This window comes from Enterobacter sp. JH25 (assembly GCF_021725435.1).
Lineage (GTDB): Bacteria > Pseudomonadota > Gammaproteobacteria > Enterobacterales > Enterobacteriaceae > Enterobacter > Enterobacter intestinihominis.
This window is the reverse complement of the sequence record NZ_CP091319.1, coordinates 1,776,652-1,802,690: the sequence shown is the minus strand read 5'-3', so window position 1 is coordinate 1,802,690 and position 26,039 is coordinate 1,776,652. Positions and strand designations below refer to the sequence as shown.

The 26,039-nt window shown below is 58.6% G+C and carries 24 protein-coding genes; 12 read left to right on the top strand and 12 right to left on the bottom strand.

Features of this window, described 5'->3' with window-relative positions:
• Positions 1 to 95 precede the first annotated feature (95 nt).
• The 6 genes from spy to L2Y28_RS08535 all read right to left on the bottom strand — a co-directional run bounded on the left by spy (position 96) and on the right by L2Y28_RS08535 (position 6,950).
• A complete protein-coding gene (spy, locus tag L2Y28_RS08560; protein ID WP_022647814.1) occupies positions 96 to 590 on the bottom strand; it encodes an ATP-independent periplasmic protein-refolding chaperone Spy in 495 nt (164 codons plus the stop codon).
• 337 nt (positions 591 to 927) lie between these two features.
• On the bottom strand, positions 928 to 1,893 hold the full coding sequence (gene astE, locus L2Y28_RS08555; RefSeq protein WP_022647813.1) for a succinylglutamate desuccinylase: 966 nt from the start codon (positions 1,891 to 1,893) through the stop codon (positions 928 to 930).
• A 9-nt stretch (positions 1,894 to 1,902) separates the two neighbouring features.
• Positions 1,903 to 3,228 (bottom strand): N-succinylarginine dihydrolase, encoded by a 1,326-nt coding sequence (gene astB, locus L2Y28_RS08550; protein ID WP_022647812.1) that lies wholly within the window; start codon positions 3,226 to 3,228, stop codon positions 1,903 to 1,905.
• Complete coding sequence (gene astD / locus L2Y28_RS08545; RefSeq protein ID WP_022647811.1) at positions 3,215 to 4,702, bottom strand: succinylglutamate-semialdehyde dehydrogenase; 1,488 nt, start codon at positions 4,700 to 4,702, stop codon at positions 3,215 to 3,217. Before astD ends, astB begins: the two co-directional genes overlap by 14 nt.
• Positions 4,699 to 5,733, bottom strand: a complete 1,035-nt coding sequence (gene astA / locus L2Y28_RS08540; RefSeq protein WP_022647810.1) for an arginine N-succinyltransferase — start codon at positions 5,731 to 5,733, stop codon at positions 4,699 to 4,701. Before astA ends, astD begins: the two co-directional genes overlap by 4 nt.
• Positions 5,730 to 6,950, bottom strand: a complete 1,221-nt coding sequence (locus L2Y28_RS08535; protein ID WP_022647809.1) for an aspartate aminotransferase family protein — start codon at positions 6,948 to 6,950, stop codon at positions 5,730 to 5,732. The genes astA and L2Y28_RS08535 overlap by 4 nt, the downstream gene beginning before the upstream one ends.
• A gap of 433 nt (positions 6,951 to 7,383) precedes the next feature.
• On the opposite strand from L2Y28_RS08535, the gene xthA reads away from it, so the two are divergent.
• From xthA to L2Y28_RS08505, 6 genes are all read left to right on the top strand, one after another.
• On the top strand, positions 7,384 to 8,190 hold the full coding sequence (xthA, locus tag L2Y28_RS08530) for an exodeoxyribonuclease III (RefSeq protein ID WP_022647808.1): 807 nt from the start codon (positions 7,384 to 7,386) through the stop codon (positions 8,188 to 8,190).
• A gap of 6 nt (positions 8,191 to 8,196) precedes the next feature.
• Complete coding sequence (locus tag L2Y28_RS08525) at positions 8,197 to 8,880, top strand: TVP38/TMEM64 family protein (protein ID WP_032622166.1); 684 nt, start codon at positions 8,197 to 8,199, stop codon at positions 8,878 to 8,880.
• A 6-nt stretch (positions 8,881 to 8,886) separates the two neighbouring features.
• Positions 8,887 to 10,056 (top strand): ABC transporter substrate-binding protein, encoded by a 1,170-nt coding sequence (locus L2Y28_RS08520; RefSeq protein WP_022647806.1) that lies wholly within the window; start codon positions 8,887 to 8,889, stop codon positions 10,054 to 10,056.
• A complete protein-coding gene (locus tag L2Y28_RS08515) occupies positions 10,029 to 11,558 on the top strand; it encodes an ABC transporter permease subunit (protein ID WP_022647805.1) in 1,530 nt (509 codons plus the stop codon). The genes L2Y28_RS08520 and L2Y28_RS08515 overlap by 28 nt, the downstream gene beginning before the upstream one ends.
• Entirely contained in the window at positions 11,558 to 12,178 is a 621-nt protein-coding gene (locus tag L2Y28_RS08510) for an ATP-binding cassette domain-containing protein (RefSeq protein ID WP_022647804.1), read from the top strand. The genes L2Y28_RS08515 and L2Y28_RS08510 overlap by 1 nt, the downstream gene beginning before the upstream one ends.
• A gap of 73 nt (positions 12,179 to 12,251) precedes the next feature.
• Complete coding sequence (locus tag L2Y28_RS08505) at positions 12,252 to 13,559, top strand: sulfurtransferase (protein ID WP_022647803.1); 1,308 nt, start codon at positions 12,252 to 12,254, stop codon at positions 13,557 to 13,559.
• On the opposite strand, the gene L2Y28_RS08500 is transcribed toward L2Y28_RS08505, so the two are convergent.
• Entirely contained in the window at positions 13,556 to 14,173 is a 618-nt protein-coding gene (locus L2Y28_RS08500) for a CDP-alcohol phosphatidyltransferase family protein (RefSeq protein WP_022647802.1), read from the bottom strand. The two genes, L2Y28_RS08505 and L2Y28_RS08500, sit on opposite strands and share 4 nt — an antisense overlap.
• Positions 14,163 to 14,735 (bottom strand): carboxymuconolactone decarboxylase family protein, encoded by a 573-nt coding sequence (locus L2Y28_RS08495; RefSeq protein ID WP_022647801.1) that lies wholly within the window; start codon positions 14,733 to 14,735, stop codon positions 14,163 to 14,165. Before L2Y28_RS08495 ends, L2Y28_RS08500 begins: the two co-directional genes overlap by 11 nt.
• A 75-nt stretch (positions 14,736 to 14,810) precedes the next feature.
• Between L2Y28_RS08495 and L2Y28_RS08490 the strand changes: the two genes are divergently transcribed.
• Positions 14,811 to 15,227 carry a pyrimidine (deoxy)nucleoside triphosphate diphosphatase gene (locus tag L2Y28_RS08490; protein ID WP_022647800.1) on the top strand — a complete coding sequence of 139 codons (417 nt, stop codon included), beginning with the start codon at positions 14,811 to 14,813 and terminating at the stop codon, positions 15,225 to 15,227.
• Here the strand turns inward: L2Y28_RS08490 and L2Y28_RS08485 are convergent.
• A complete protein-coding gene (locus L2Y28_RS08485) occupies positions 15,187 to 15,459 on the bottom strand; it encodes a YnjH family protein (protein WP_022647799.1) in 273 nt (90 codons plus the stop codon). The genes L2Y28_RS08490 and L2Y28_RS08485 overlap by 41 nt on opposite strands.
• Before the next feature lie 225 nt (positions 15,460 to 15,684).
• Here L2Y28_RS08485 and gdhA point away from each other — a divergent pair, with 225 nt between their 5' ends.
• Positions 15,685 to 17,028, top strand: coding sequence for an NADP-specific glutamate dehydrogenase (gene gdhA / locus L2Y28_RS08480; RefSeq protein ID WP_022647798.1), 1,344 nt, complete (start codon positions 15,685 to 15,687; stop codon positions 17,026 to 17,028).
• Positions 17,029 to 17,142: 114 nt separating this feature from the next.
• Here gdhA and L2Y28_RS08475 read toward each other — a convergent pair whose 3' ends face one another.
• The 3 genes from L2Y28_RS08475 to L2Y28_RS08465 all read right to left on the bottom strand — a co-directional run bounded on the left by L2Y28_RS08475 (position 17,143) and on the right by L2Y28_RS08465 (position 20,781).
• A complete protein-coding gene (locus tag L2Y28_RS08475) occupies positions 17,143 to 19,065 on the bottom strand; it encodes a DNA topoisomerase III (protein ID WP_022647797.1) in 1,923 nt (640 codons plus the stop codon).
• A gap of 4 nt (positions 19,066 to 19,069) precedes the next feature.
• Positions 19,070 to 20,113 (bottom strand): selenide, water dikinase SelD, encoded by a 1,044-nt coding sequence (gene selD, locus L2Y28_RS08470; protein WP_022647796.1) that lies wholly within the window; start codon positions 20,111 to 20,113, stop codon positions 19,070 to 19,072.
• A 116-nt stretch (positions 20,114 to 20,229) separates the two neighbouring features.
• Positions 20,230 to 20,781, bottom strand: a complete 552-nt coding sequence (locus L2Y28_RS08465) for an NAD(P)H nitroreductase (RefSeq protein WP_022647795.1) — start codon at positions 20,779 to 20,781, stop codon at positions 20,230 to 20,232.
• Between the two features lie 167 nt (positions 20,782 to 20,948).
• On the opposite strand from L2Y28_RS08465, the gene sppA reads away from it, so the two are divergent.
• From sppA to L2Y28_RS08445, 4 genes are all read left to right on the top strand, one after another.
• On the top strand, positions 20,949 to 22,805 hold the full coding sequence (gene sppA, locus L2Y28_RS08460; RefSeq protein ID WP_022647794.1) for a signal peptide peptidase SppA: 1,857 nt from the start codon (positions 20,949 to 20,951) through the stop codon (positions 22,803 to 22,805).
• A gap of 62 nt (positions 22,806 to 22,867) precedes the next feature.
• On the top strand, positions 22,868 to 23,884 hold the full coding sequence (gene ansA, locus L2Y28_RS08455; protein ID WP_022647793.1) for an asparaginase: 1,017 nt from the start codon (positions 22,868 to 22,870) through the stop codon (positions 23,882 to 23,884).
• Positions 23,885 to 23,893: 9 nt separating this feature from the next.
• Positions 23,894 to 24,535 (top strand): bifunctional nicotinamidase/pyrazinamidase, encoded by a 642-nt coding sequence (pncA, locus tag L2Y28_RS08450; RefSeq protein WP_017384686.1) that lies wholly within the window; start codon positions 23,894 to 23,896, stop codon positions 24,533 to 24,535.
• A gap of 213 nt (positions 24,536 to 24,748) precedes the next feature.
• Positions 24,749 to 26,002, top strand: coding sequence for a glycoside hydrolase family 18 protein (locus L2Y28_RS08445; protein WP_022647792.1), 1,254 nt, complete (start codon positions 24,749 to 24,751; stop codon positions 26,000 to 26,002).
• Positions 26,003 to 26,039 lie beyond the last annotated feature (37 nt).

Genomic DNA, 26,039 nt, shown 5'->3' with positions numbered 1-26,039 from the left:
CCTTAGGCATGGGGCAAAAGAAAAACCGCCGGTCCTGTCCACAGCGTTTTCGCTTGTGTAGACAGGAGCCCGGCGGTCTTAAGAGAGTGAACCGATTATTCGGCTGGTGCAGGCATTTTACCTTCCGGCGCTGCACGTTCTGTCAGACGCTTCTCAAAATTGGCATTAAATTGCTTTTTCTGTTCCGGCGTCAGAATGTTGTAAATCTTGTTCTGGGTTTCCATGTGGGCCAGCATGCGCGCTTTATGCTGCTCGGCCATTTTGTCGATCTGCGCTTCTGCTTTTGCTTTGTCGAAGCTGTCGCTGGCAATGATGTCATGCATCGCGCGGCGCTCTTCCAGCGGAGGACGTTTCATCTGGTCACGCTGACTTTTCCTGATGTCGCGGATCTGCTGCTTCTGCGCATCGGTCAGGTTCAGATCTTTAAACATCATCATCTCATGATGCATACCCGGCTTGCCTTTATGATGCATCATCATTTTGCCTTCTGCCGGCGCGGCGGTAGTGGTCGCGGTATCGGCGGCGAACGCCATGCTGGTAGCGCCCAGAGCCAGGGTAGAGGCAACAAACAGTGCAGTTAATTTACGCATAATGTCTTTCCTTACTTTCAGTTATTCTTCGGCGCTATGCCGTGTTGACGAGATTAACTTTACGGGGTTTATCGTCAATTAGTCAGAGCAACGGTAAAACAATGAAAGTATAAAAAACACGTTTTCGCCAATTATGGAGAAATTAAGGAAAAAGCGTGGAGAGATGAAACAAAAATATTCAACAGCATGATTTTAAAGAGATTATGGAGGAGTATAGCGAAGTACCGTTTAATAATAAAGCAATTCTCCAGGAATATTCCGCAAACACTACCAGAGCGCTTTTAACGTTAAGAAATTAATTCTTCGTTTCCCCTCCGGTCTGCGCGAGGGGAGACGATCAGGGCATTTTTTCCAGCATCAACCCGGCTCGTAAACCAAACGCGACTGACGGGTTAGGAAATAAAACATATTCCGTGGGGTTCTGTACCGCATAGCGCGTCTCACCATCTTCCGCCAGCAGGACGCCCTGGCGAAACGGCGTGAAGTTCAGCGTATGGGGCGCCATATGAAGCTGGAAAGCTTCACTTTGACGCGTGATCTGCTGTACGACCCGATAGCGCACGACGGGTTCCCGGGTGGGTTCCGGCGCAACCCCTGCGAGCAACGCCCGAAGCGCCTGATGCGTAGGGGCAAAACGCGTCAGGTCGTTTTGCCCGAACGGCAGCGCTTTTCCCAGCTCCAGCGTGCAGGACAGCGCGCCGAAATTTTCGCAGGTGAAGTGGGTAAACGTGCCGCCCGGCGTCTGGTGGAAAACCAGCGCTTCCAGTCCCGCGTCGCCAAGCCAGGTCAGAAACGCCTCATCCCACGGCTGATGGCGCTGCGGTAACACGCCAAAACGTACGTGGTACGAGGCGCGGATGGCGGTATGCAGATCGAGGTGCCAGCGCGTCTCCCCCACCCCGGCAAAAAACGCCGTGACCACCTTCTCCAGCCATTGCGCACGTGTCGTTTCATCACTCTGTGGAAATTGCGCCCAGCGGCCACCAAACATTCGGTTGATGTCGCTCACGAGATACCGTTTGTTTTGCGCCAGCGCAGGCGGATTTCCCAGTACCACCAGCAGACGGCAGTGCAGCGTGATCTCTGCGCGACACAGCGCGCGCAGCAACAGATCGACAATCTCCACAGGCGCGGTTTCATTCCCGTGAATGCCGGTAGAAAGCAGCAGCGACAGGTTATATTGCCCCGTCGGCGTCAGTTCAAGCACGCCCGGCCCCAGCCATCGCCAGTGGAACGAGGGGCCTTCCCCCTCGTGCCGCTCCGGTGTCTCTTCAGCCAGCGTCAGCGCCAGAAAGTTTTCCATATCGTCTCCTTAGCGCTGGAACGGATAAACCGATCCCAGTTGCAGGATGGTCGATAATGCATCCAGCGCCTCGCGGCCTTCGCGCAGCAGCTGCGGATCAACCAGATCGGCCTGAACCAGACGGTCACGATAGTAGCGGTCCACCCAGTCATTGAGGGTATTGAACAGCGTGTCGTTCATCATCACCGCCGGATTCACGGCCTGCATTTCCTCCGGCGTTAACACCACGCGCAGTCGCAGGCACGCCGGTCCCCCGCCGTTAGCCATACTTTCCCGCAGATCAAACACGCGCAGTTCATCAATCGGGTTATCCGCCTGCACCAGTTCGCTGAGATAGCGCCAGACACCCTGATGGTTGCGGGACTCCTGCGGCAGCACCAGCATCATGCTGCCGTCATCCCGGCTCAGCAGCTGGCTGTTGAACAGATACGTTTCGACCGCATCCTGCACGCTTACCGCCTGCGTGGGCACCTGAATCGGCATAAATCCCGGCACGCGTTCGCGCAGCGTGGCAAGCAACTTTTCCTGTTGGGCAAACGCCTGCTCGTGGCAGAACAGCACCTGACGGTTGGAAACGGCAATCACGTCGTTATGAAACACGCCCTGGTCGATCACCTGCGGATTTTGCTGGGCAAAAATCACCTGAGTAGGATTAACCTGGTTCAGCCGTGCAACCGCCTGGCTTGCGGCTAAGGTTTGTCTCGCCGGATAACGAACCGGCGCGGCGTGGCCGCCCTCTTCCCGTCCATAGATAAACAGCTGCAAGCCTGGATCGCCGTAATCGCCACCCAGACGGTTGTGGTTTGCCGCCCCTTCGTCGCCAAACATCGCGACCTGCGGCAGCGCCGAATGCACCTCAAAATGCGCATCATGATTAAAAATGGCGCGCAGCACGCGCCCGGTGGTCTCCGCTTCGCTGGCGCGGTGGAATTTGTTGTTCAGGTTAGCGACGGTCAGATGCACTTTGCCGTCCAGCGTATCCGCCGACGGCGCGACGGTGGCGGCATTCGCTACCCACATTGAAGAGGCTGAACTGGCCGCGGAAAGCAGCTGTGGGGACTGCGTACCGGCTTTTTCAACCACCTGTTCATCCGTACCGCTGAAGCCCAGCTGGCGCAGCACGGCCACGTTCGGCCGCTCCTGCGGCGGGATCACCGCCTGCGGGAAACCGGCATCGGACAGCGCCTTCATTTTCAATAGCCCCTGCTTGGCCGCCAGCTTCGGGTTCGAGACCTGGAAACGGTGCTTCGTCGAAGCTTCATTGCCGAACGACAGCCCGGCATAGTGGTGCGTCAACCCCACCAGTCCGTCAAAGTTAACCTCACGCGCTTTCATGGGCGTCACCCTCTGTAAAATCCAGCCCCGGATTCAGCGTCTCCGGCAGCCTCAGCGCCGGGGTTTCCAGGCTCGCCATCGGCCACGCGCAGTAATCGGCGGCATACCAGGCGCTGGCGCGATGGTTGCCCGATGCCCCTACGCCACCAAACGGCGCGGTGCTCGCCGCGCCGGTCAGCGGTTTGTTCCAGTTCACGATCCCGGCGCGCGCTTCCAGCAGCAGCTGGTCGAATTTCTCGCGATGCGGGGATATCAGGCCGCTCGACAGGCCGTAGCGGGTGTTGTTGGCCATCTCGATCGCCGATGCAAAATCGTCATAGCGCCAGACGCACAGCAGCGGGCCAAAGACCTCTTCATCCGGCACGTTGCTCGTCGCACTCATCTCAATAATCCCCGGCGTCAGCAGTGATGTGCCCGGCTGAACCAGCTTCGGCTCCAGCAGGGTTTTCGCCCCGCGCGCCACGTGCTCCTGCCACGCTTTCAGCACGTTCAGCGCCGCCTGCTCGGAGATCAGCCCGCCGATAAACGGCTGCGGCTCGGTATCCCATTTCGCGGGAACCAGACGCCCGCTCACCTCCACCAGACGCTTAAGAAACGCATCCCCCTGCGCGCCGCGTTTAACCAACAGGCGGCGGGCGCAGGTGCAGCGCTGTCCGGCGGTAATGAATGCCGACTGAATGGTCAGGTGGACCGCAGCATCGATATCATCCGGATCTTCCACAATCAGCGGGTTGTTGCCACCCATCTCCAGCGCCAGAATTTTTTCCGGCTGCCCCGCCAGCTGACGATGCAGCTGATAACCCGTTCCGGCACTGCCGGTAAACAGCAGACCGTCAATGTCGCTCAGCGCACTCAGCGCCTGACCGGTTTCACGCCCGCCCTGCACCAGATTCAGCACGCCCGGCGGCAGCCCCGCCTGCTCCCAGAGTTTTACCACCGCTTCTCCGGTTAAGGGGGTTAACTCACTCGGCTTGAAGATGACGGTATTTCCCGCCAGCAGCGCAGGCACAATATGCCCGTTCGGCAGATGCCCGGGGAAGTTGTACGGGCCAAACACCGCCAACACCCCGTGCGGACGGTGGCGCAGCGTGGCGGCGCCGTCCGGCATCCCGGTATGCTGCTCACCGGTGCGGGCGTGGTACGCCTTCACCGATATACCGATTTTATTGATCATCGCCGTCACTTCGGTTGTTGCCTCCCAGCGCGGCTTGCTCGTTTCGCAGGCAATGATGCGGGTCAGCTCTGCTTTATTGGCCTCCAGCAGCGCAGCAAATTTCTCAACCAGCGCCTGGCGCTCGGAGAATGGCCGTTTCGCCCATGCCGGAAACGCGCGGCGTGCAGCCTGGCAGGCCTGCTCAACCTGCCCGGCGCTGGCGTCGCTCCCCGACCAGAGCACCTCCTGGCCGACCGGGTTAGTTTTTGTCCGCGCATCACCTTCGCCCGTTACCCAGTCACCGTTAATCCATAGAGTCATGCTGTTTTCTCCTCAGGGCAGAGCCGCACCAGGCGAACCGTGTCGCCAGCGTTACATTTCAGGGCATCCAGTTGCGCAGCCGTCAGTACCAGACGCTCGCATGTTGGGTTGGTTCGCACCAGCATGGCGCGGAAGTTGGCGTAATTCTCGTTCGAGACCAGACAGGCTGGCCACTCGCCCGGCGCGGGCTGGCCTTCTGAAACCTCAACCAGGCGGCTTTTTCGGATGGCGCGTACGCGGTCAATATCGCATTCCAGCGTCGGACCGCCGTCAAAGATGTCGACGTAATTACGGTAGCGAAAACCCTCTTTCTCCAGCACTGCACGGGCCGGAGCGGTTTGCGGGTGAACTTCGCCGATCACCGCCTGCGCTTCCGGCGTTAAGAAATGGGTATAAATAGGATGCTTCGGCATTAACTCGGCGATAAACGCCTTCTGACCGGTACCGCACAGGTAATCCGCCCGGCTGAATTCCATGGAGAAGAAGCGTTCGCCCAGGCTCTCCCAGAACGGCGAGTAGCCCGTCTCATCAATTACGCCGCGCATCTCCGCGACCACTTTTTCGTTGAAGCGGTCGCGAAAGGCGGCCATAAACATGAAGCGCGATTTGGAGAGCAGATAACCGTTACCCTCTTTGCGCCAGTCCGGATCGAGAAACAGGGTGCAGAGTTCGCTGGCGCCGGTATGGTCATTACAGAGAAAGAGCGTCGGCAGCGCGTTGTAGACGTTCAGCTCTTTCGAGGCGTGGACCATCGTGCCGACGCGGTAGTTGTACCACGGATCGTTGAGCCCGACGGCCACCTCGATGGCGCAAATCCCCGCCACGGTTCCCGTGTCGGTCTCTTCCAGCACGAACACATAGCCCTGTTCGCTTTTTGGCAACGTCCCCTGCCAGGTTTGCAGGGCGCGCTCAATGCGCGCCGACAGCGTTTTTTCATCGGCAGGCAGCGAGGTCAGCCCGCCCCCTGTCTTACCGGCAAGCTGCATAAGCCCGGCGAGATCGCCGTGCGCAACGGGACGGATGACCATCATGATGACACCCCGGACTTCACCTGTTCGCAGGCCAGCGCAAAACGATCTAACCCGGTTCTGACCTCTTCCTCACTGACGATCAGCGCAGGGGCAAACCGCACCACGTTAGCGCCGGCAATCAACACCATCACGCCCTGCTTTGCCGCTTCCTGTGAAATCAGCTTCGCTTTGCCAGCAAACTCAGGGGCAAGCTCACAACCTATCAACAGCCCCAGACCGCGGATCTCTTTGAACATGCCGGTCTGGTTATTGATGGCGGTAAGACGCTCAACAAACCACTGGTGACGCTGCTTCACGCCGCTAAGCACCTCAGGAGTGTTGATGATATCCAGCACCTGTCCGGCAACAGCGGTTGCCAGCGGGTTACCGCCGTAAGTGGTGCCATGGGTGCCCACGGTCATCACGCTGGCGAATGTATCGGTGGTCAGCATCGCCCCCACCGGGAAGCCGCCGCCGAGCGCTTTAGCTGTTGAGAGCACATCCGGGGTCACGCCATAGTGCATGTAGGCGTACAGCTCACCCGTACGGCCCACGCCGGTCTGGACTTCGTCAAAAATCAGGACCGCGTTATGCCGATCGCACAGCTCGCGCAGCCCTTGCAGGAACGCTTTCTGGGCGGGCATGACGCCGCCTTCCCCTTGCATGGGCTCGACAATCACCGCACAGGTGGTGTCGTCAATCAGCTCGCTGGCAGAGTGTAAATCGTTATACGCCGCATGACGGATATCCGGCGGCAGCGGCGCAAAATCCTGAGAATATGAGGGCTGACCACCCGCACTGACGGTAAACAGCGTGCGGCCATGGAAGGCATTTTTAAAGGCTACGATGCCGCTCTTGTGCGGGCCGAATTTATCGTGCGCATATTTGCGCGCCAGCTTCAGCGCCGCTTCGTTCGCTTCCGCGCCGGAGTTACAGAAAAAGACTTTTTCTGCGAAAGTGGCGTCGATCAGCTTCTTCGCCAGACGTAACGCCGGTTCGTTGGTATAACCGTTGCCGGTATGCCAGAATTTCGCCGCCTGATCATTCAGCGCCTGCCGCAGCGCCGGGTTTGCATGCCCCAGCGCATTCACCGCAATCCCACCCGCAAAGTCGATATACTCTTTGCCCTGCTGATCCCACAGGCGAGAGCCTTCCCCACGTACCGGAATAAAAGCCGCCGGAGCGTATACCGGCATCATCCATTCATCAAAATTTTCACGCGTAACTGACAGAGACATAGCGACCTCATCCGGTAAATAAAAGGTTGTTTAAATGTTAAATAATTGAGTGTTTGCACTGTGAATGTAGATTGCAGCGTTCGTGCCAGCCAGCGATAAAAATGCATAAACGGATTTTGGTAACAGAATATCAATGAGTTACAACATGGAGTTATTCACTGTTAATGCATATATAGTGAATATTTTTACGGCAAGCGGCGCTTTGCCGCACGAAAACAAGAAAGAGTATGCACATGCCAAATATAATTCTGGAATTGTGATCGCTCGCGAAATTTATCGGTCCTTTACGCCCTGTTCGAGGGCAAAACGCGTCGAAATGGTGCAAATATTGCACCGTCGGCATTATCTGTCGCAGTAATTGGGCGAAGCGGATAACAGACGACGTAAATTCTGCTACCATCCTTGCACTATTCACCTTGCATTGGCAGCGACTATGAAATTTGTCTCTTTTAATATCAACGGCCTGCGTGCCCGCCCTCACCAGCTCGAAGCGATTGTTGAGCAACATCAGCCAGATGTGATCGGCTTGCAGGAGACAAAAGTTCACGACGATATGTTCCCGCTCGAAGAGGTAGCGAAGCTGGGCTATAACGTTTTTTACCACGGTCAGAAAGGCCACTACGGCGTTGCGCTGCTGACCAAAGATACGCCGGTGTCGGTGCGTCGTGGCTTTCCGGGTGACGGTGAAGAAGCACAGCGTCGTCTCATCATGGCTGAGCTGCCTTCCCCGCTGGGTAACATCACTGTGATTAATGGTTACTTCCCGCAGGGTGAAAGCCGCGACCACCCGACCAAATTCCCGGCCAAAGCCAAATTTTATCAGGATCTGCAAAACTACCTTACGACCGAACTCAACAAAGATAATCCGGTGCTGATCATGGGGGATGTGAATATCAGCCCGACTGATGTGGACATTGGCATTGGCGAAGACAGCCGCAAGCGCTGGCTGCGCACCGGGAAATGTTCCTTCCTGCCGGAAGAGCGCGAGTGGATGCAGCGCTTGCTTGACTGGGGGCTGGTGGATACCTTCCGCACCGCTAACCCGGAGACGCAGGATCGCTTCTCGTGGTTTGACTACCGCTCTAAAGGCTTCGATGACAACCGGGGCCTGCGTATTGATCTGCTGCTGGCGAGCGCCCCCCTGGCCGAACGCTGCATCGAAACCGGTATCGACTATGACATCCGCAGCATGGAAAAACCGTCCGACCATGCGCCGGTATGGGCAACGTTCAAGCTGTAATCCTCAGTGAATATTAAAAAAATCAGTCTCCTGTGCGCCCTTCTGGGCGCATTTGTTTTGATCGTTGTTTTGCTTCCTCCGGGCATGCTCTCCCTCGACACGTTAAAAATACACCAGCATACATTGCTCGATCGTGTGGAGCATGCGCCCCTTCAGAGCGCGCTGATCTATTTTGCGGTTTACGTTCTGGTCTCTGCGCTGTCGATACCCGGGGCCGCGCTTCTGACGCTGCTCGGCGGGGCGATTTTCAGCCTGTGGGAGGCGACGCTGTTGGTGTCATTGGCCTCGACGCTCGGCGCCACGCTTGCCATGCTCGTCAGCCGTTATCTGCTGCGTGACTGGGTGCAACGGCGCTTTGCCGCACAGATGAACACGATCGATGCGGGGATGGTTCGCGATGGCGCGCGCTACCTTTTTGCCCTGCGCCTTATGCCATTGTTTCCGTTCTTTCTGGTCAATTTGCTGATGGGGCTAACACGTATCCAGGTGCGTCACTACTGGTGGGTCAGCCAGCTTGCGATGCTACCTGCCACCGTCATTTATCTGAACGCCGGACGCGAGCTGGGAAAACTCACCACGCTGCGCGATATTCTGTCGCCGGGACTGCTGTTCGCCTTTACACTATTAGGGTTATTACCGCTGGTCACTCGCTGGCTGTTTTCCCGTTACATCCCTTCGATTAAAAAGTGAGGCATTATGCGCCGGGTGCGTTTTTGCGCGTTTCTGACGAGTCTGCTGCTGGCAACCTCTGCCTTCGCCGCAGAAAGCTGGCAATCCATTCAGCAACAGGCCACCGGGCAGACCGTCTGGTTTAACGCCTGGGGCGGTGACGAGGCCGTTAACCGCTACCTCGACTGGGTGAGCGGCGAGATGAAAACGCACTACGCCATTAACCTGAAGATCGTTCATCTGGCCGATGCCGCCGATGCGGTGAAGCGGATCCAGACGGAACAGGCCGCAGGACGCAGCAGTAACGGGTCGGTGGATCTACTCTGGGTAAACGGGGAAAACTTCCGCACGCTGAAGGAGGCAAACCTGCTGCTCACCGGCTGGGCGCAAACCCTGCCCAACTGGCGTTACGTCGATACCCGTAAACCGGTCACGGAAGATTTTGCCATCCCGACCGATGGGGCGGAATCCCCATGGGGCGGCGCGCAGTTAACCTTTATCGCCCGTAAAGCGAGTATGCCGATGCCTCCGGCAGATCCCCACGCGCTGCTGGCTTACGCTCAGCAGCACCCTGGCAAGGTGAGCTATCCGCGACCGCCGGATTTTACCGGCACGGCGTTTCTTGAACAGCTTCTGCTGGCATTGACCGCCCATCCGGAGGCGTTAAAAAACGCGCCGGACGTCACCTTTGCAGAGATCACCGCGCCGCTGTGGGACTATCTTGATACGCTGCATCCCCTGCTGTGGCGCGAAGGGAACGATTTTCCTCCGTCGCCTGCGCGCATGGATACGCTGCTTGCCAGCGGCAGCCTGAACCTGTCGCTCACCTTTAACCCCGCCCATGCGATGCAAAAGGTGGCGAGCGGTGAACTGCCTGCCGACAGCTACAGTTTCGGCTTTCTCAAAGGCATGATCGGCAACGTCCATTTTGTCGCTATCCCGGCAAATGCCAGTGCGAGCGCAGGGGCGAAAGTGGTGGCAAATTTCCTGCTGTCACCGCAGGCGCAGATCCGCAAAGCCGATCCTGCCGTCTGGGGTGACCCGAGCGTGCTGGATGGTGCCAAACTACCTGCGAAAGCGGCAAAACAGCTTCATGCCTTTACCCCTTCAGGCACGCCTGATGTGCTTCCCGAACCGCACGCCGCCTGGGTTAACGCCCTGGAGCAGGAATGGCTTCGCCGCTACGGAACCCGCTAAGCGGGCTGGTATGGGCGGCAATGGCGGTCATCTATCTGCCACTGCTTCCCGCCAGCGGCATGCTGCTGGCCCCGGCGTTTTCTCTCAGTAACTGGGCGGCGCTGTTTGCCGACCCGCAGCTGCCGCAGGCGCTGGCCGCTACGCTGGTATCAACCCTCATCGCGACGCTGGGTTCACTGTTTATCGCCCTGAGCCTGCTTGCGCTTCTCTGGCCGGGTGATGGCTGGCAGCGCCTGAGCACCCGTCTGCCGTGGCTGTTAGCCGTGCCGCACGTCGCCTTCGCCACCAGCGCGCTGCTGCTGTTTGCGGAAGGCGGTCAGTTTTACCGGATCTGTACAGTCTGTTCGCCGCAGCTTGACCGCTACGGTATCGGGCTTGGCCTGACGCTTGCGGTCAAAGAGAGCGCGTTCGTTCTGTGGGCAATCTACGCCGCACTGCCTGAAAAGCGCCTCGCACAGCAGAAAATTGTCCTGCATACCTTCGGCTACGGACGAATGCAGGCGCTTAACTGGCTCGTCCTCCCGGCTATCGCCCCCGCGCTGGGCGCCGTGATGCTGGCGGTGCTCGCCTGGTCGCTTTCCGTGGTGGATGTGGCGATCGTGCTCGGGCCGGGCAACCCACCTACGCTGGCGGTGCTGGCCTGGCAGTGGCTCACCCAGGGCGATGCGCAGCAGCAGTCAAAAGGAACGTTGCTGTGTCTGGTGTTGCTCCTGCTGCTGGCCGCACTTGCCGCGGTGGGATACAGCCTCTGGACGGCTTGGCGGCGCGCCCAGCCTGACGTCTCGGGGGTACGTCGCGCTTCGCATACCGCGTTGCCCGCACGGACGCTGGGCGGGTTACTGCCGCTGTGCGGCGTGCTCTGTGCGCTGGTTCTGCTGATGCTGGCACGCCGGGGCGACATCGGCCCCGTCAGCGACAGCCTTTCACTGGGACTGCTGTCCAGCCTGACAGCGCTGGCCATCCTCATGATCTGGCTTGAGTGGGGACCCCAGCGCGGCGCGGTGTGGATCTGGCTGCCGCTTGCCCTCCCGGCGCTGCCCCTCGTGTCCGGGCAGTATGCCGTGGCGCTGTGGCTGGGCATCGACGGCCAGTACGCTGCGGTGCTCTGGAGCCATATGCTCTGGGTTCTCCCGTGGATGCTCCTGGTGCTGCAACCGGCCTGGCGCAGGCTCGATCCCCGGCTTATCCTCACCGCCAGAACGCTGGGCTGGCGACAGGCGAAAATTTTCTGGTTAGTGAAATGTCCCCTGATGGTTCGTCCGGCCCTGCTGGCCTTTGCGACCGGCTTTTCCGTGAGCATGGCCCAGTACATGCCCACCCTCTGGCTGGGAGCGGGTCGTTTTACTACTCTGACGACGGAGGCGGTCGCCCTCAGCAGCGGCGGCAGCGTTCCGATCCTCGCCAGCCGGGCGCTGGGTCTGTTGCTGTTAACCAGCAGCGTATTTGCCCTTGCCGCGCTGCTCGCCTGGTTCGTGGGCCGTCACAGACAAGGATTACGTTAATGCTGAACGTGAAAAATCTCACCATTGCGCCACTCTTACGTGAGGTCAACTTCCGCGTCCCGGCAGGGGAGATTCTCACGCTGATGGGACCCTCCGGGAGCGGGAAATCGACCCTTTTCGCCTGGATGGTGGGGGCGCTATCCACTGATTTTAAGGCGCACGGCGAGCTGTGGCTGAACGATCGACGCTGCGATCTGCTCCCCGTGGAAACGCGCGGGATCGGCATTCTGTTTCAGGACGCCCTGCTGTTTGACGCCTTCAGCGTGGGGCAAAACCTGATGCTGGCGTTGCCGGCGCACATTGCCGGACGCGCGCGGCGCGACGCGGTAGAGCAGGCTCTTGAATCTGCCGGGCTGGCAAACCACTATGTCAGCGATCCGGCGACCCTTTCCGGCGGCGAGCGCGCCCGGGTCAGCCTGCTGCGCGCCCTTCTCGCCCAGCCGCAGGCATTGCTGCTTGACGAACCGTTCAGCCGACTGGATAAAACGCTCCGCGCCTCATTCCGGGCGTGGGTATTCGAAACCGCTCGCCAGCGCAAGATCCCGATGGTGCTGGTCACGCATGATGAGGAAGATATCCCGCCCGGCGGAGAGGTGATTGAGATTTCTCGCTGGCAATAATGTGCTAACGCAATGTTTTTGGCTTCAGGAGAGACGACAATGCCATCCTCTTTTAATGACGTCAGGTTTTTCGATGAAACGTGTTTCTCAACTGACCGCGCTGGCTCTGATCTGCGGCCTCGCCTCACTCTCCTCCATGGCGGCTGATATGCCCCACTCCCTCACGCTGGACCAGCTCCAGGCGCAAAACGGCGCGGTAATTGATACGCGCATCAGTGCGTTCTATAACGGCTGGCCGCAGGCGCTGCGCGGAACGTCCGGGCATGAACCCGCCGCGCTTAATCTCTCTGCAGGCTGGCTTGGGGCAATGAGCGATGAACAGCTCAGCGGCTGGGCAAAACAGCATCGGATTACGCCCGACATGCCGGTTGCGCTCTATGGCAACGATGATGACAACCAGACCGTCAAAACGCGGCTGGAAAAAGCGGGTTTTACCCACGTTTCCATCCTGAGCGATGCCCTGCAACAATCCGACCGTTTGCAACGTCTGGCACATTTTGAACAGCTGGTTTATCCGCAGTGGATCCACCTGTTGCAGCAGGGCAAACCCGTTACCGCCGCACCAGCCGGAGAGTGGAAGGTGATCGAGGCTGGCTGGGGTGCGCCGAAGCTTTATCTCCTGAGCCACATTCCCGGCGCGGGCTACATCGACACCAATGAAGTGGAAAGCGAACCGCTGTGGAATAAGGTCGCTGACGAAAAGTTGAAAGCGATGTTGGCGAAGCACGGGATCCGTCACGATACCACCGTCATTCTGTACGGTCGCGACGTATATGCCGCCGCGCGCGTGGCGCAGATCATGCTCTACGCGGGCGTGAAGGATGTGCGTATTCTGGACGGCGGCTGGAAGGCATGGTCAGACGCCAGCCTGCCCGTTGAGCGCGGAACGCCTGAGAACGTGAAGCCAGCCCCTGATTTTGGCGCGCCGATCCCGGGCCAGCCCCGGCTGATGGTGGATATGGAACAGGCCCGGGGAATGCTGCACCGTCAGGACGCCTCACTGGTGAGTATTCGTTCCTGGCCAGAGTTTATCGGTGAAACCAGCGGCTACAGTTATATCAAGCCAAAAGGTGACATTGCCGGTGCGCGCTGGGGCCATGCGGGTAGCGACGCGACCCACATGGAAGATTTCCACAATCCGGATGGCACCATGCGCAGCGCCGATGATATTGCCGCCATGTGGAAGACGTGGAATATCCTGCCGGAGCAGCACGTTGCGTTCTACTGTGGTACCGGCTGGCGCGCGTCTGAAGCCTTCATGTACGCCCGCGCCATGGGCTGGCAAAACGTTGCCGTCTACGACGGCGGCTGGTACGAATGGAGCAGCCATCCGCAGAACCCGGTCTCCACCGGCGCGCGCGGCCCGGAGAGTACACGCTAGCGGGGGAGTGACTTCAGCGTCACGTAACCGCTCCAGATGCGCGTTGTGGTGGTCAGCCAGCACAACGCGCCAAACGCCCAGGCGAACAGCGTGAAGTGTGCCGGAAACAGGCAGCACAGCACAAACAGCGCGATGGTCTCCGTGCCTTCCGTTAATCCTCCAATGTAATAAAGCGACTTGTGCGCGTAGCCGGGGTTGTCGATATTATGCTTCCCCGCCAGCGCGGCAAAGGCCAGGAAACTGCTGCCCGTCCCCATAAACGCGAACAGCAGCCAGGCGGCGGCGATCGCATTGTCAGCCGGAGCGGCCAGCGCGAAGCCAAACGGTACCAGCGCGTAAAACAGGAAGTCGAGGGCGATATCAAGAAATCCTCCCGCGTCCGTCAGGCCACGGCGACGCGCCAGCGCACCGTCCAGACCATCCAGCAGCCGGTTCAGCACAATGGCGACCAGCGCCGCCAGATACCAGCCCAACGCCAGAAACGGTAACGCCAGTACGCCAATCGCAAACCCGGCGAGCGTTAACCCATCAGGCGTAATAAACGGTTTATCCAGCGCGGCGGCCAGCTGATTTAACCCGGGCTTCAGCCGTGGATGCAGATGTTTATCCAGCATGCGGTTCACCTTTACACGTGGCACACAGGCCCTGAGCCGGGATATCCAGCGCGGCGTTAAAGCGGGCGGAGAGGTTCTGAAAGGCAATCAGAGCCGTCATTTCGGTGATAGTCTCTTCGCTAAAGTGGCGCTTCAGCTGGTTTTTGATATTTTCATCCACCTGAGGCGGCGTGGCGGTGACCGCTTCCGCATAGGCCAGCGCCGCGCGCTCCTCTTCGCTGAACAGGGTGGAATTTTGCCAGTCGTTGACGGCCTGCACTTTATCCAGCGCCCCGCTCCGCTCGGCCAGACGCAGGCTGTTGGCATCAATACAAAATGCGCAGAGGCAGATCTGCGAGACCCGCGTCATTAGTAACGAACGCAGAACCGGCGTCAAACGCGCCTTGCGCCGCTCCAGATAGCCGACAAATAGCGCTACCAGCCAGAAAAGACGCGGCATACGCCCCCACCAGCGCGTGGGGTTCAGCACCGCGCCGAAGTGTTTTTTCTGCATGGCAGCAATGGGCTTGAGGCTGACGGGAAGGGTTTCCATGGGCGCAACCCAGGCGGCTGTCTCTTTCACCTGATTCTCCTGATGACTGGACTCTTTGGCAGGGCTCGATAATATGTCGTTTTTCGCTATTAATTATTGACGAACATGCTGAAAACACTCGATGTTGTTGCGGCTATCCTCGAAAAAGAGGGCAAGATCTTGCTGGCGCAGCGTCCCGAACATGCCGATCAGCCAGGAATGTGGGAATTTGCGGGCGGAAAGGTTGAAGCCGGTGAGACCCAGCAGGAAGCGCTGATCCGCGAACTACGCGAAGAGCTGGGCATTGAAGCCGTGCCCGCGCGGTATGTGGCAAGCCACCAGCGGGAAGTGTCGCAGCGGCTGATCCACCTCCACGCCTGGCACGTGCCGGAATTTAGCGGCGAGCTGAAGGCGCACTACCACTCGGCGCTGGTGTGGTGCACGCCAGAAGACGCGTTCACGTATGATTTAGCCCCGGCGGATATACCGCTCCTGGAAGCGTTTATTCTTTTACGCGACGCCAGACCAGCGGGTTTGTACTGAGGGTGCGTTCATCACGCTGGCACTGCAACAGCACGCCATCCGCCCTGACCACTGCGCCTTCGGAATAGTTTTGATCCTGATAGATACAGCACTGATTACACGGCTGCGCACGCTGGCCGCCAGCGCTAAAAACCTCTGGCGGCACGTTAACTTCGACATCCGGGCGAATGCGATCAGCCTGTGCCCCGGCGGACACCATCAAACATAACGCGGCCATTGCGAAACGGTTCATATACTTAATTTCCTTTGCATCGTTTATATCTATAACGGTAGATCCTGACGGGATCTTTAATTTATCTCGTCATCGCTTTTGGTTATGACGCGCGGCTTGTCATTAATTTCCCTTTCGGCCTAAATTTCTGCTTGCCTCTCAAAGCGGTGCGGGTGGTATAGTCAAAAAAACGACACAAAACATCTCCGCCACACGCATAAATTATAATAAGAGGTTCTTATATCTATGGATCAGACACGCTCTCTGGAAAGCTTTCTTGCTCATGTACAGCAGCGCGACCCGCACCAAAGCGAGTTTGCCCAGGCCGTTCGTGAAGTCATGACCACCCTGTGGCCCTTCCTTGAGGAAAATCCGCGCTACCGCCAGATGGCGCTGCTTGAACGTCTGGTGGAGCCGGAGCGCGTCATCCAGTTCCGCGTGGCGTGGGTGGACGATCGCAATCAGGTACAGGTCAACCGCGCGTGGCGCGTGCAGTTTAACTCCGCCATTGGGCCGTTTAAGGGCGGGATGCGCTTCCATCCCTCGGTGAACCTGTCGATTCTGAAATTCCTCGGCTTCGAGCAGACCTTTAAAAATGCGCTCACTACCCTGCCGATGGGCGGCGGTAAAGGCGGGAGTGATTTCGATCCGAAAGGCAAGAGCGAAGGCGAAGTGATGCGCTTCTGCCAGGCGCTAGTCACTGAGCTCTATCGCCACCTTGGGCCGGACACCGACGTTCCTGCCGGGGATATCGGCGTGGGTGGTCGTGAAGTGGGCTTTATGGCCGGGATGATGAAAAAGCTCTCCAACAACAGCGCCTGCGTCTTTACCGGCAAAGGTCTGTCGTTTGGCGGCAGCCTGATTCGTCCGGAAGCGACGGGTTACGGTCTGGTCTATTTCACTGAAGCGATGCTTAAGCGTCACGGGCTGAGCTTCGAGGGGATGCGCGTGGCGGTCTCCGGCTCCGGCAACGTGGCGCAGTACGCTATCGAGAAAGCGATGGAGTTTGGCGCGCGCGTAGTGACCGCCTCCGACTCCAGCGGCACCGTGGTGGATGAAGCTGGCTTCACAGCAGAAAAACTGGCGCGTCTGTGCGAAATCAAAGCCAGCCGTGACGGCCGCGTGGCGGATTATGCCCGAGAGTTTGGCCTGACCTATCTGGAAGGTAAACAGCCGTGGGGTGTGCCGGTGGATATCGCCCTGCCGTGCGCGACGCAAAACGAGCTGGACGTGGATGCCGCCCGGACGCTGATTAGCAATGGCGTGAAGGCGGTAGCGGAAGGGGCAAATATGCCCACCACCATTGAAGCGACCGATCTGTTCCTGGACGCAGGCGTACTCTTTGCGCCAGGCAAGGCGGCGAACGCGGGCGGGGTGGCAACATCCGGTCTGGAAATGGCACAAAACGCCGCGAGAATGGGCTGGAAGGCGGAGAAAGTGGATGCCCGTCTGCACCACATTATGCTTGATATTCACCATGCCTGCGTGGAGTACGGCGGTGAGGCTTCACAGACCAACTACGTGCGCGGCGCCAACATCGCCGGGTTCGTGAAGGTGGCCGATGCGATGATCGGGCAGGGTGTGATTTAGTTTCGCTGCATTCTCGCCCTTGCAGGCCCGGTAAGCGTTAGCGCCACCGGGCTTTTTTCAGGCCGCAGAGCTGCTTTTTGCCGGGTGGCGGCTTCGCCTTACCCGGCCTACGGTTTAAGCGGTGGTATTTTTGGCTGCGCTTTTTTTCTTTTTGAACGGTTTCTTCGCCCCGCCACCCGGGGCAACCATCCCCCGGAATCGCTTCACTGGCGTGCTGCGCGCCTGATCAATCAACTGATAAAGCGTCCCCACCAGCGGCTGCATAAAGTCCTGGTAACGGCACTGCTTTTCGCTGATCTGCGTCAGCACCGACTCCCAGTGCGCGGTCATGTCCGGTCTGGCGGCCAGCTCTGGCAAGGAGTGAATCAGTGCCCGGCCCGGCTCTGTCGAATGAATATAGCGCCCTTTTTTCTCGAGAAAACCACGCTTAAACAGCAACTCGATAATCCCCGCGCGGGTTGCTTCCGTACCCAGACCGTCGGTGGCGCGGAGGATCTTCTTCAGATCTTTATCCTGCACAAAACGGGCGATCCCGGTCATGGCCGAAAGCAGCGTCGCATCGGTGAAGTGGCGCGGCGGCTGGGTCTGACGTTCAACCACTTCGCCTTTTTCGCACAGCAGTTCATCGCCTTTGGCTACGACCGGCAGCGGCGTGCCGTCGTTCTCTTCGTCACGCTCTTTGTTGCCGAGCAGCGTGCGCCAGCCCGCTTCCGCGAGGAAACGCGCTTTGGCGATAAATTTGCCTTTGGCAATTTCCAGCTCAATAACGCACTTGCGGAAAACCGCGTCCGGGCAGAACTGCATCAGATACTGACGCGCGATCAGGTTATAGACCTTTGCTTCGTTGTCGTTCAGGTTGACGTTGCTGGTGCGCGCCGTCGGGATTATCGCGTGGTGGGCATCGACTTTTTTATCGTCCCAGCAGCGGTTATGGGTATCCGGGTTTACCGCCGGCTGCGGCAACAGATCCGGCGCATGGACACCAATGGCATTCATCACCGAGTGGCGTCCGGCGAAGTGTTCCTCCGGCAGATAGCGGCTGTCCGAACGCGGATAGGTGATCAGCTTGTGGGTTTCATAGAGCTTCTGGCAGATATCGAGCACGTTCTGCGCGCTCAGGCCAAACTTTTTCGCGGCCTCGATCTGCAACGCCGAAAGGGAGAACGGCAGCGGTGCGGGCTCTGATTCCCGTTTGTCGTTATAGCTGGTAACGATCGCGGGCTGGCCGGTAATGCGGTTAACCACGTGCTCCGCCAGCGGACGATGCAGCAGCCGTCCCTCTTCGTCCTGATATGACTCACAGGCATCGCTCGGCTGCCAGACGGCGGTAAAGCGTTCGTCTTTCGGCGTGACGATATGCGCTTTGACTTCGAAGAAGTCTTTGGCGACGAAATTTTCGATCTCTTCGTCGCGACGCACCACCAGCCCCAGCACCGGGGTTTGAACACGCCCAACAGAGAGTATGCCCTGATAGCCCGCATTGCGTCCCAGGATGGTGTAGGCGCGGGTCATGTTGATCCCGTACAGCCAGTCGGCACGCGCACGCGCCAGCGCGGAGACACACAGGGGAATAAATTCGCTGTTGGCGCGCAGGCGCGAAATCGCGCGCTCCACCGCCTGCGGGTTGAGGTCGTTAATTAAACAGCGCTGCACCTGCTGGCGCTTTTCCGGTGCCAGCTCCAGGTAGTCGAGCACTTCGTCGACAAGCAGTTGCCCTTCCCTGTCCGGGTCACCCGCGTGGACCACTTCCGTCGCCTCATGCAGGAAACGCTTAATGACGTTGAGCTGTTTAGTGACGGAAGGACGCGGTTGCAGACGCCACTTTTCCGGCACGATCGGCAGATCGTTGAGATTCCAGCGGGCGTAGCGGCTGTCGTAGACATCCGGCTGCGCCTGTTCAAGCAGGTGACCGATACACCAGGTGACCACCTGCCCGTTACCGCATTCGATAAAGCCATCACCTTTGCGATGCGGCTTGGGCAGCACGTCGGCGATGGCTCGCGCCAGACTCGGCTTTTCGGCAATAAACAACCGCATCGAATTAACGGATCTCAATCATCGGGCGGCCACCGCGGGCGGTCACCAGCTCGCCAATGGCCGTCAGGGTGATGCCAAACTCGGCCGCCGTTGCCTGAACGTCAGCTTCTGCTTCCGGCGTCACCGCCAGCAGCAGGCCGCCGGAGGTTTGCGGATCGCACAGCAGATTGCGCCACGCTTCCGGCATTTCGCCCATTAAATGGCCGTAGCTGGCGAAGTTGCGCTGCGTCCCGCCCGGAACGGCGCCCTGAGCAATGTACTCTTCCACGCCCGGCAGCTTCGGCACATCCTGATACCAGACCTGCGCCTGCACGCCCGCGCCCTGACAGACTTCAGAGAGGTGTCCCAGCAGACCAAAGCCGGTCACGTCGGTCATGGCCTTCACGCCGTCGATACTGGCGAATGCCGCACCGGCAAGGTTCATCTGGCACATCACTTCCGTTGCCAGACCAATATGCTCGGGCTTCAGCAGGGATTTTTTCTCGGCGGTTGTCAGTACGCCAATGCCCAGCGGCTTGGTGAGGAACAGCTTGCAGCCCGCCTGCGCGGTGCTGTTGCGCTTCACGCGTTCGGTCGGCACCACGCCGGTGACGGCCAGGCCGAAGATCGGCTCCGGCGCATCGATAGAGTGACCACCGGCCAGGGCAATACCCGCCTGCTGGCAGGCAAAGCGTCCGCCTTCGATGACATCGCGGGCAATCTCCGGCGGGAGGGTGTTAATCGGCCAGCCCAGAATGGCGATCGCCATAATCGGCTTACCGCCCATCGCGAAGATATCGCTGATGGCGTTGGTGGCCGCAATGCGTCCGAAGTCGAACGGGTTGTCGACAATCGGCATAAAGAAGTCAGTGGTGCTGATAATGCTGGTGCCGTTACCTAAGTCATAAACCGCTGCATCGTCACGCGTTTCGTTACCGACAAGCAGGTTCGGGTCGACAAACTTCGCCTGTTCACTGTGCAGGATGGTCTCCAGCACTTTCGGGGAAATTTTACAACCGCAACCGGCTCCGTGGCTGTATTGCGTTAAACGAATGGTTTGCTCGCTCATGGACGTCTCCTGTCATCTCAATCGCGCTATGGTAGCGCTCATTCCATAAAGAGGTAAGTATGACTGTCTGAATTCTGCGGCGGATGCTCAGAATCCAGACAGTTTAGCGCGTGTAATTAAAAACGGCTGACGAAAGGCGTGGTGTCCGGCACGCTAATGGTGCTGGAGGCTTTAAGTTGCGGGGTGCCGAGATAGAGGAAGCCGACAATTTTATCGTGTTCACCGCAGGAGAAGCCTTCCCGCACGGCGGCGCTCCCGGTCAGCGGCCCGGTACGCCAGATGCCGTTAAAGCCCTGCGCGACGGCGGCCATCTGCATTGCCATTACCGCGCAACCGGCAGACATCTCCTGCTCCCAGACCGGCACTTTATGGTCGGCCTGGCATTTTGCGACTACCGCGATGATCATCGGCGCACGGAACGGCGCGTTGCGGGCTTTATCAATCCCCTTCTCATCCTGGCCTGCGGCAACCGCCCCCTGCTCCAGCAGCTGGCTGAAGCGGTCGCGCCCTTCGCCTTCAATAATAAAGAAGTGCCACGGCTGCAATGTGCCATGGTCCGGCGCACGCATTCCGGCACGCAGAATGTTTTCCAGCTGCTCGCCGACGGGGGCCGGGTCGGCCAGGCGGGAAGCGCTACGACGGTTAACAAGCAGTTCAAGTGCGTCCATTGGTTAACTCCTTTCGTGAAATTTACTCACAAAATTAACACGACAGCAGAATTTGTTACAGCGTGGCAGGCGATTCCTGCTGACAAGTGGCGGTTGGGTCATTACGATAACCGCACATTACCGTCCTGTGGCGACGGAAACAGTCCTTTTCTGGTTAGGGAGAATACATGCGAACCCTTTGGCGAATCTTTGCCGGTTTCTTTAAATGGACGTGGCGACTGCTCAACTTCGTCCGCAACCTGGTGATGAATATCTTCTTCATCTTCCTGGTCCTGGTATGCGCAGGTATCTGGATGCATCTCAGCAGCGCCAACCAGGCGCAGAATTCGACTCGCGGCGCACTGCTCCTCGATATCACCGGGGTGATTGTTGATAAGCCATCGACCAGCAACCGTCTGGGCGTGATTGGCCGCCAGCTGTTCGGCGCGACTTCAGACCGCCTGCAGGAAAACTCCCTGTTTGATATCGTCGACACGATCCGTCAGGCCAAAGACGATCGCAACATTACCGGTATCGTGCTGGATCTGAAAGATTTTGCCGGAGCCGATCAGCCTTCGATGCAGTACATCGGGAAAGCGCTGCGGGAATTCCGCGACAGCGGTAAACCGGTCATTGCCGTCGGCGACAGCTACACCCAGGGGCAATATTATCTGGCGAGCTTTGCTAACAAAATCTGGCTCTCTCCGCAGGGCACGGTCGATCTGCATGGCTTCGCCACAAATGGTCTGTACTACAAATCGCTGCTCGACAAGCTGAAGGTCACTACCCACGTCTTCCGCGTCGGGACCTATAAATCTGCCGTGGAGCCGTTTATCCGTGATGATATGTCCCCTGCCGCCCGTGAAGCGGACAGCCGCTGGATTGGCGAGCTGTGGCAGAACTATCTCGGCACCATTGCCGCTAACCGTCAAATGACCGCTGAGCAGGTCTTCCCGGGCGCGCGCGGTGTGCTGGAGGGCCTGCGCAAAGTGGACGGCGATACAGCGAAATACGCGCTTGATAACAAACTGGTCGATCGGCTGGGTTCCAGCGCTGAAATCGAAAAAGCGCTGACCAAACAGTTCGGCTGGAGTAAAGAGGACAAGAACTACAGCGCCATCAGCATGTATGACTACGCCGCGAAAAAGCCGGATGACAGCGGTGACAGCATCGCCGTGGTGTTTGCTAACGGGGCCATTATGGACGGTGAAGAAACGCCGGGGAACGTCGGCGGGGACACCACCGCGTCGCAGATCCGCGATGCGCGTCTGGATCCGAAAGTGAAGGCGATTGTCCTGCGGGTGAACAGCCCTGGCGGCAGCGTCAGCGCCTCCGAGGTGATCCGTGCTGAGCTGGCCGCCGCGCGTGCCGCGGGCAAGCCGGTCGTGGTCTCGATGGGGGGCATGGCGGCTTCAGGGGGGTACTGGATCTCGACGCCAGCCAACTACATTGTGGCTAACCCAAGCACGCTGACCGGCTCGATTGGCATCTTCGGCGTGATCAACACCGTAGAGAACAGCCTGGATTATCTCGGCGTTCATACCGACGGCGTTTCCACCTCGCCGCTGGCGGATGTGTCCGTGACTAAATCTCTGCCGCCTGAGGTGTCCGAGATGATGCAGCTCAGCATTGAGAGTGGCTATAAGCGCTTCATCACGCTGGTGGCGGATTCCCGTAAAAAGACGCCAGACCAGATTGACCAGATCGCGCAGGGCCACGTCTGGACCGGCCAGGATGCGAAGAGCAACGGTCTGGTAGACAGCCTGGGTGACTTCGACGATGCCGTGAAGAAAGCGGCGGAACTGGCGAAGCTCAAGCAGTGGCACGTTGACTATTATCAGGACGAACCGACGTTCTTCGATATGGTCATGGACAGCATGTCCGGCTCCGTCCGCGCCATGCTGCCGGAAGCGCTTCAGGCGTATCTGCCGGCGCCGGTGGCGACGGCGGCTAAAGCCATGAAAGCGGAGAGCGATAAGCTCGCGACTTTCAACGATCCGCAAAGCCGTTACGCGTTTTGCCTGACCTGTGCGAACGTGCGTTAAAAACCGTCCCCTCTTCCCGTGAAGAGGGGATTTTTTCTTTTGAAGAACAAGAACTCATTACCATGCAGAAGAAATCAATATATGTCGCCTATACCGGCGGTACCATCGGTATGCAGCGCTCTGAAAATGGCTATATTCCGGTTTCTGGCCACTTGCAGCGCCAGCTGGCGCTGATGCCTGAATTCCACCGTCCGGAAATGCCGGACTTTACCATCCACGAATATGAGCCGCTGATGGACTCCTCCGACATGACGCCGGAAGACTGGCAGCATATTGCGGACGATATTAAAGCCCATTACGACCATTACGACGGCTTCGTGATCCTGCACGGCACCGACACCATGGCGTTCACCGCCTCGGCGCTCTCCTTCATGCTGGAGAACCTGGGCAAGCCCGTCATCGTGACCGGTTCGCAGATCCCGCTGGCGGAACTGCGTTCAGACGGGCAGATCAACCTGCTTAACTCCCTGTACGTGGCCGCTAATTACCCGATCAACGAGGTAACGCTGTTCTTCAACAACCGACTGTACCGCGGGAACCGTACCACTAAAGCGCACGCTGACGGCTTTGACGCGTTTGCCTCACCTAACCTGCAACCGCTGCTGGAAGCGGGGATCCATATCCGTCGTCTGGGCACGCCGCCCGCGCCAAATACTGCAGGCGAGCTGATCGTTCACCCGATCACCCCGCAGCCGATTGGCGTGGTGACGATTTATCCGGGTATTTCCGCCGACGTGGTGCGCAACTTCCTGCGCCAGCCGGTGAAGGCGCTGATCCTGCGCTCCTATGGTGTGGGTAACGCCCCGCAGAACGGTGAGTTCCTGAAAGAGCTTCAGGAGGCGAGCGATCGCGGGATTGTGGTGGTCAACCTCACCCAGTGTATGTCCGGAAAGGTCAATATGGGCGGCTACGCCACCGGCAACGCCCTGGCGCACGCTGGCGTGATCAGTGGTTTCGATATGACCGTTGAGGCAACGCTGACTAAACTTCACTATTTACTGAGTCAGGATCTGGATATTGATTCCATTCGCCGCGCCATGATGCAAAACCTGCGCGGTGAACTGACGCCGGACGAATAAGGAGTTCCCATGAAGCAACGCGCCCTGTTACTGGTCGATTTGCAAAATGATTTCTGTGCGGGCGGTGCGCTGGCCGTCGCGGAAGGCGACAGCACCGTAGACGTCGCGAATTCGCTGATTGAGTGGTGTAAGGCTCGTGGTGAAGCGGTGGTGGCGAGTCAGGACTGGCATCCGGCAAACCACGGCAGCTTTGCCAGCCAGCACAACGTTGAGCCTTACAGCCAGGGCGAACTGGACGGACTGGCGCAAACCTTCTGGCCCGATCACTGCGTGCAGCAGACGGAAGGCGCTGAGCTGCATCCGCTGCTGAACCAGAAAGCCATCGACGCGGTGTTCCACAAAGGTGAAAACCCAACCATCGACAGCTACAGCGCATTCTTCGATAACGGTCACCGCCAGAAGACGGCGCTGGACGCATGGTTACGCCATCATGAGATCACCGAGCTGATTGTGCTGGGCCTGGCGACGGATTACTGCGTGAAGTTCACCGTGCTGGATGCGCTCCAGTTGGGCTATACCGTGAATGTCATTACCGACGGCTGTCGCGGGGTGAATATTCAGCCGCATGACAGCGCCCAGGCGTTTATGGATATGGCCGCAGAAGGCGCAACGCTGTATACGCTGGCTGACTGGATGGAGACGCAGGCGTAAGCTTTTTTAGCTGTGTGGCGGCTTCGCCTTACCCGGCGGTTTTGTAGGCCGGGTAAGCATCAGCGCCACCCGGCAAAACCCCCTCCCCGATCTCCCATAAAGTGAACTCCCTCGCATCACAAGCGAAGCGGCGATGGTATTCTCTTCAGGCTGTTTTTTCGCCACGCCTTTTCTGTGGCGTGGTTATTTTTATTCAGTCAAAGAGGAACTTATATGAAACGTTTGCCCTTGCTGGCAGCATTACCCTTGCTTTGCGCGTCACTGGCTTCCGCCGCGCCCCTGATGTCCGTGGGCTACTTCAATGGCGGTGGCGACGTTACCGCCGGACCGGGTGGTGATATCAATAAACTCGATGTCCGCCAGATCACACACCTCAACTACTCGTTTGGTCTGGTCTATAACAACGAGAAAGACGAAACCAACCCTGCACTGAAAGATCCGGCAAAACTGCATCAAATCTGGTTATCACCCAAGGTGGCATCCGACCTGGCGTTACTTCCTCAGCTTCGTAAACAAAACCCGAATTTAAAAGTGCTGCTTTCCGTTGGCGGCTGGGGCGCACGTGGTTTTTCTGGCGCAGCGGCTACCAAAGAGAGCCGCGCGGTGTTTATTCGCTCCGCACAGCAGATCGTCAGTCAATACGGCCTGGACGGGATCGATCTCGACTGGGAGTTCCCGGTCAACGGCGCGTGGGGCCTGGTCGAGAGCACCCCAGCCGACAGGGATAATTTCACCGCGCTGTTAAAAGAGATGCGTGACGCGTTTGGTAAGAAAAAACTGGTCACGATTGCGGTGGGCGCAAATGCAGAAAGTCCGAAAAGCTGGGTGGATGTGAAGGCCATTGCCCCCCTGCTCGATTACATCAACCTGATGACCTACGACATGGCGTACGGGACGCAGTATTTTAACGCGAATCTGTATGACTCCAGCGCCTGGCCAACGGTGGCTGCCGCAGACAAATACAGCGTTGATTTTGTGGTGAATAACTATCTGGCCGCCGGCCTAAAGCCGCAGCAAATGAACCTCGGAATCGGTTTTTACGGTCGTGTACCGAAGCGCGCCGTTGAACCGGGTATCGACTGGAGTAAACCGGACGCGCAAAACAATCCGGTCACCCAGCCCTACTTCGGGCCGCAGGAACTGGGCCTGTTCAAATCGCTTGGCTATGACCTGACCAAAGATACCTACGTGAAATACAACGATATCGTCCGCAAACTGCTAAACGATCCGCAGAAACGCTTTACCGAGCACTGGGACGAACAGGCGAAGGTGCCGTGGCTGTCGGTAAAATCCGCCGACGGGAAGGCGCTGTTTGCGATCTCCTATGAGAACCCGCGTTCCGTGGCGATTAAAGCAGATTACATCAAGGAGAAAGGTCTCGCCGGGGCGATGTTCTGGGAGTATGGCGCGGATGACAACAACCAGTTAGCGAAGCAGCTGGCGGAGTCGCTTGGGATCCCGCACTAAGGTGTAGTGTGCCGGGTGGCGGCTTCGCCTTACCCGG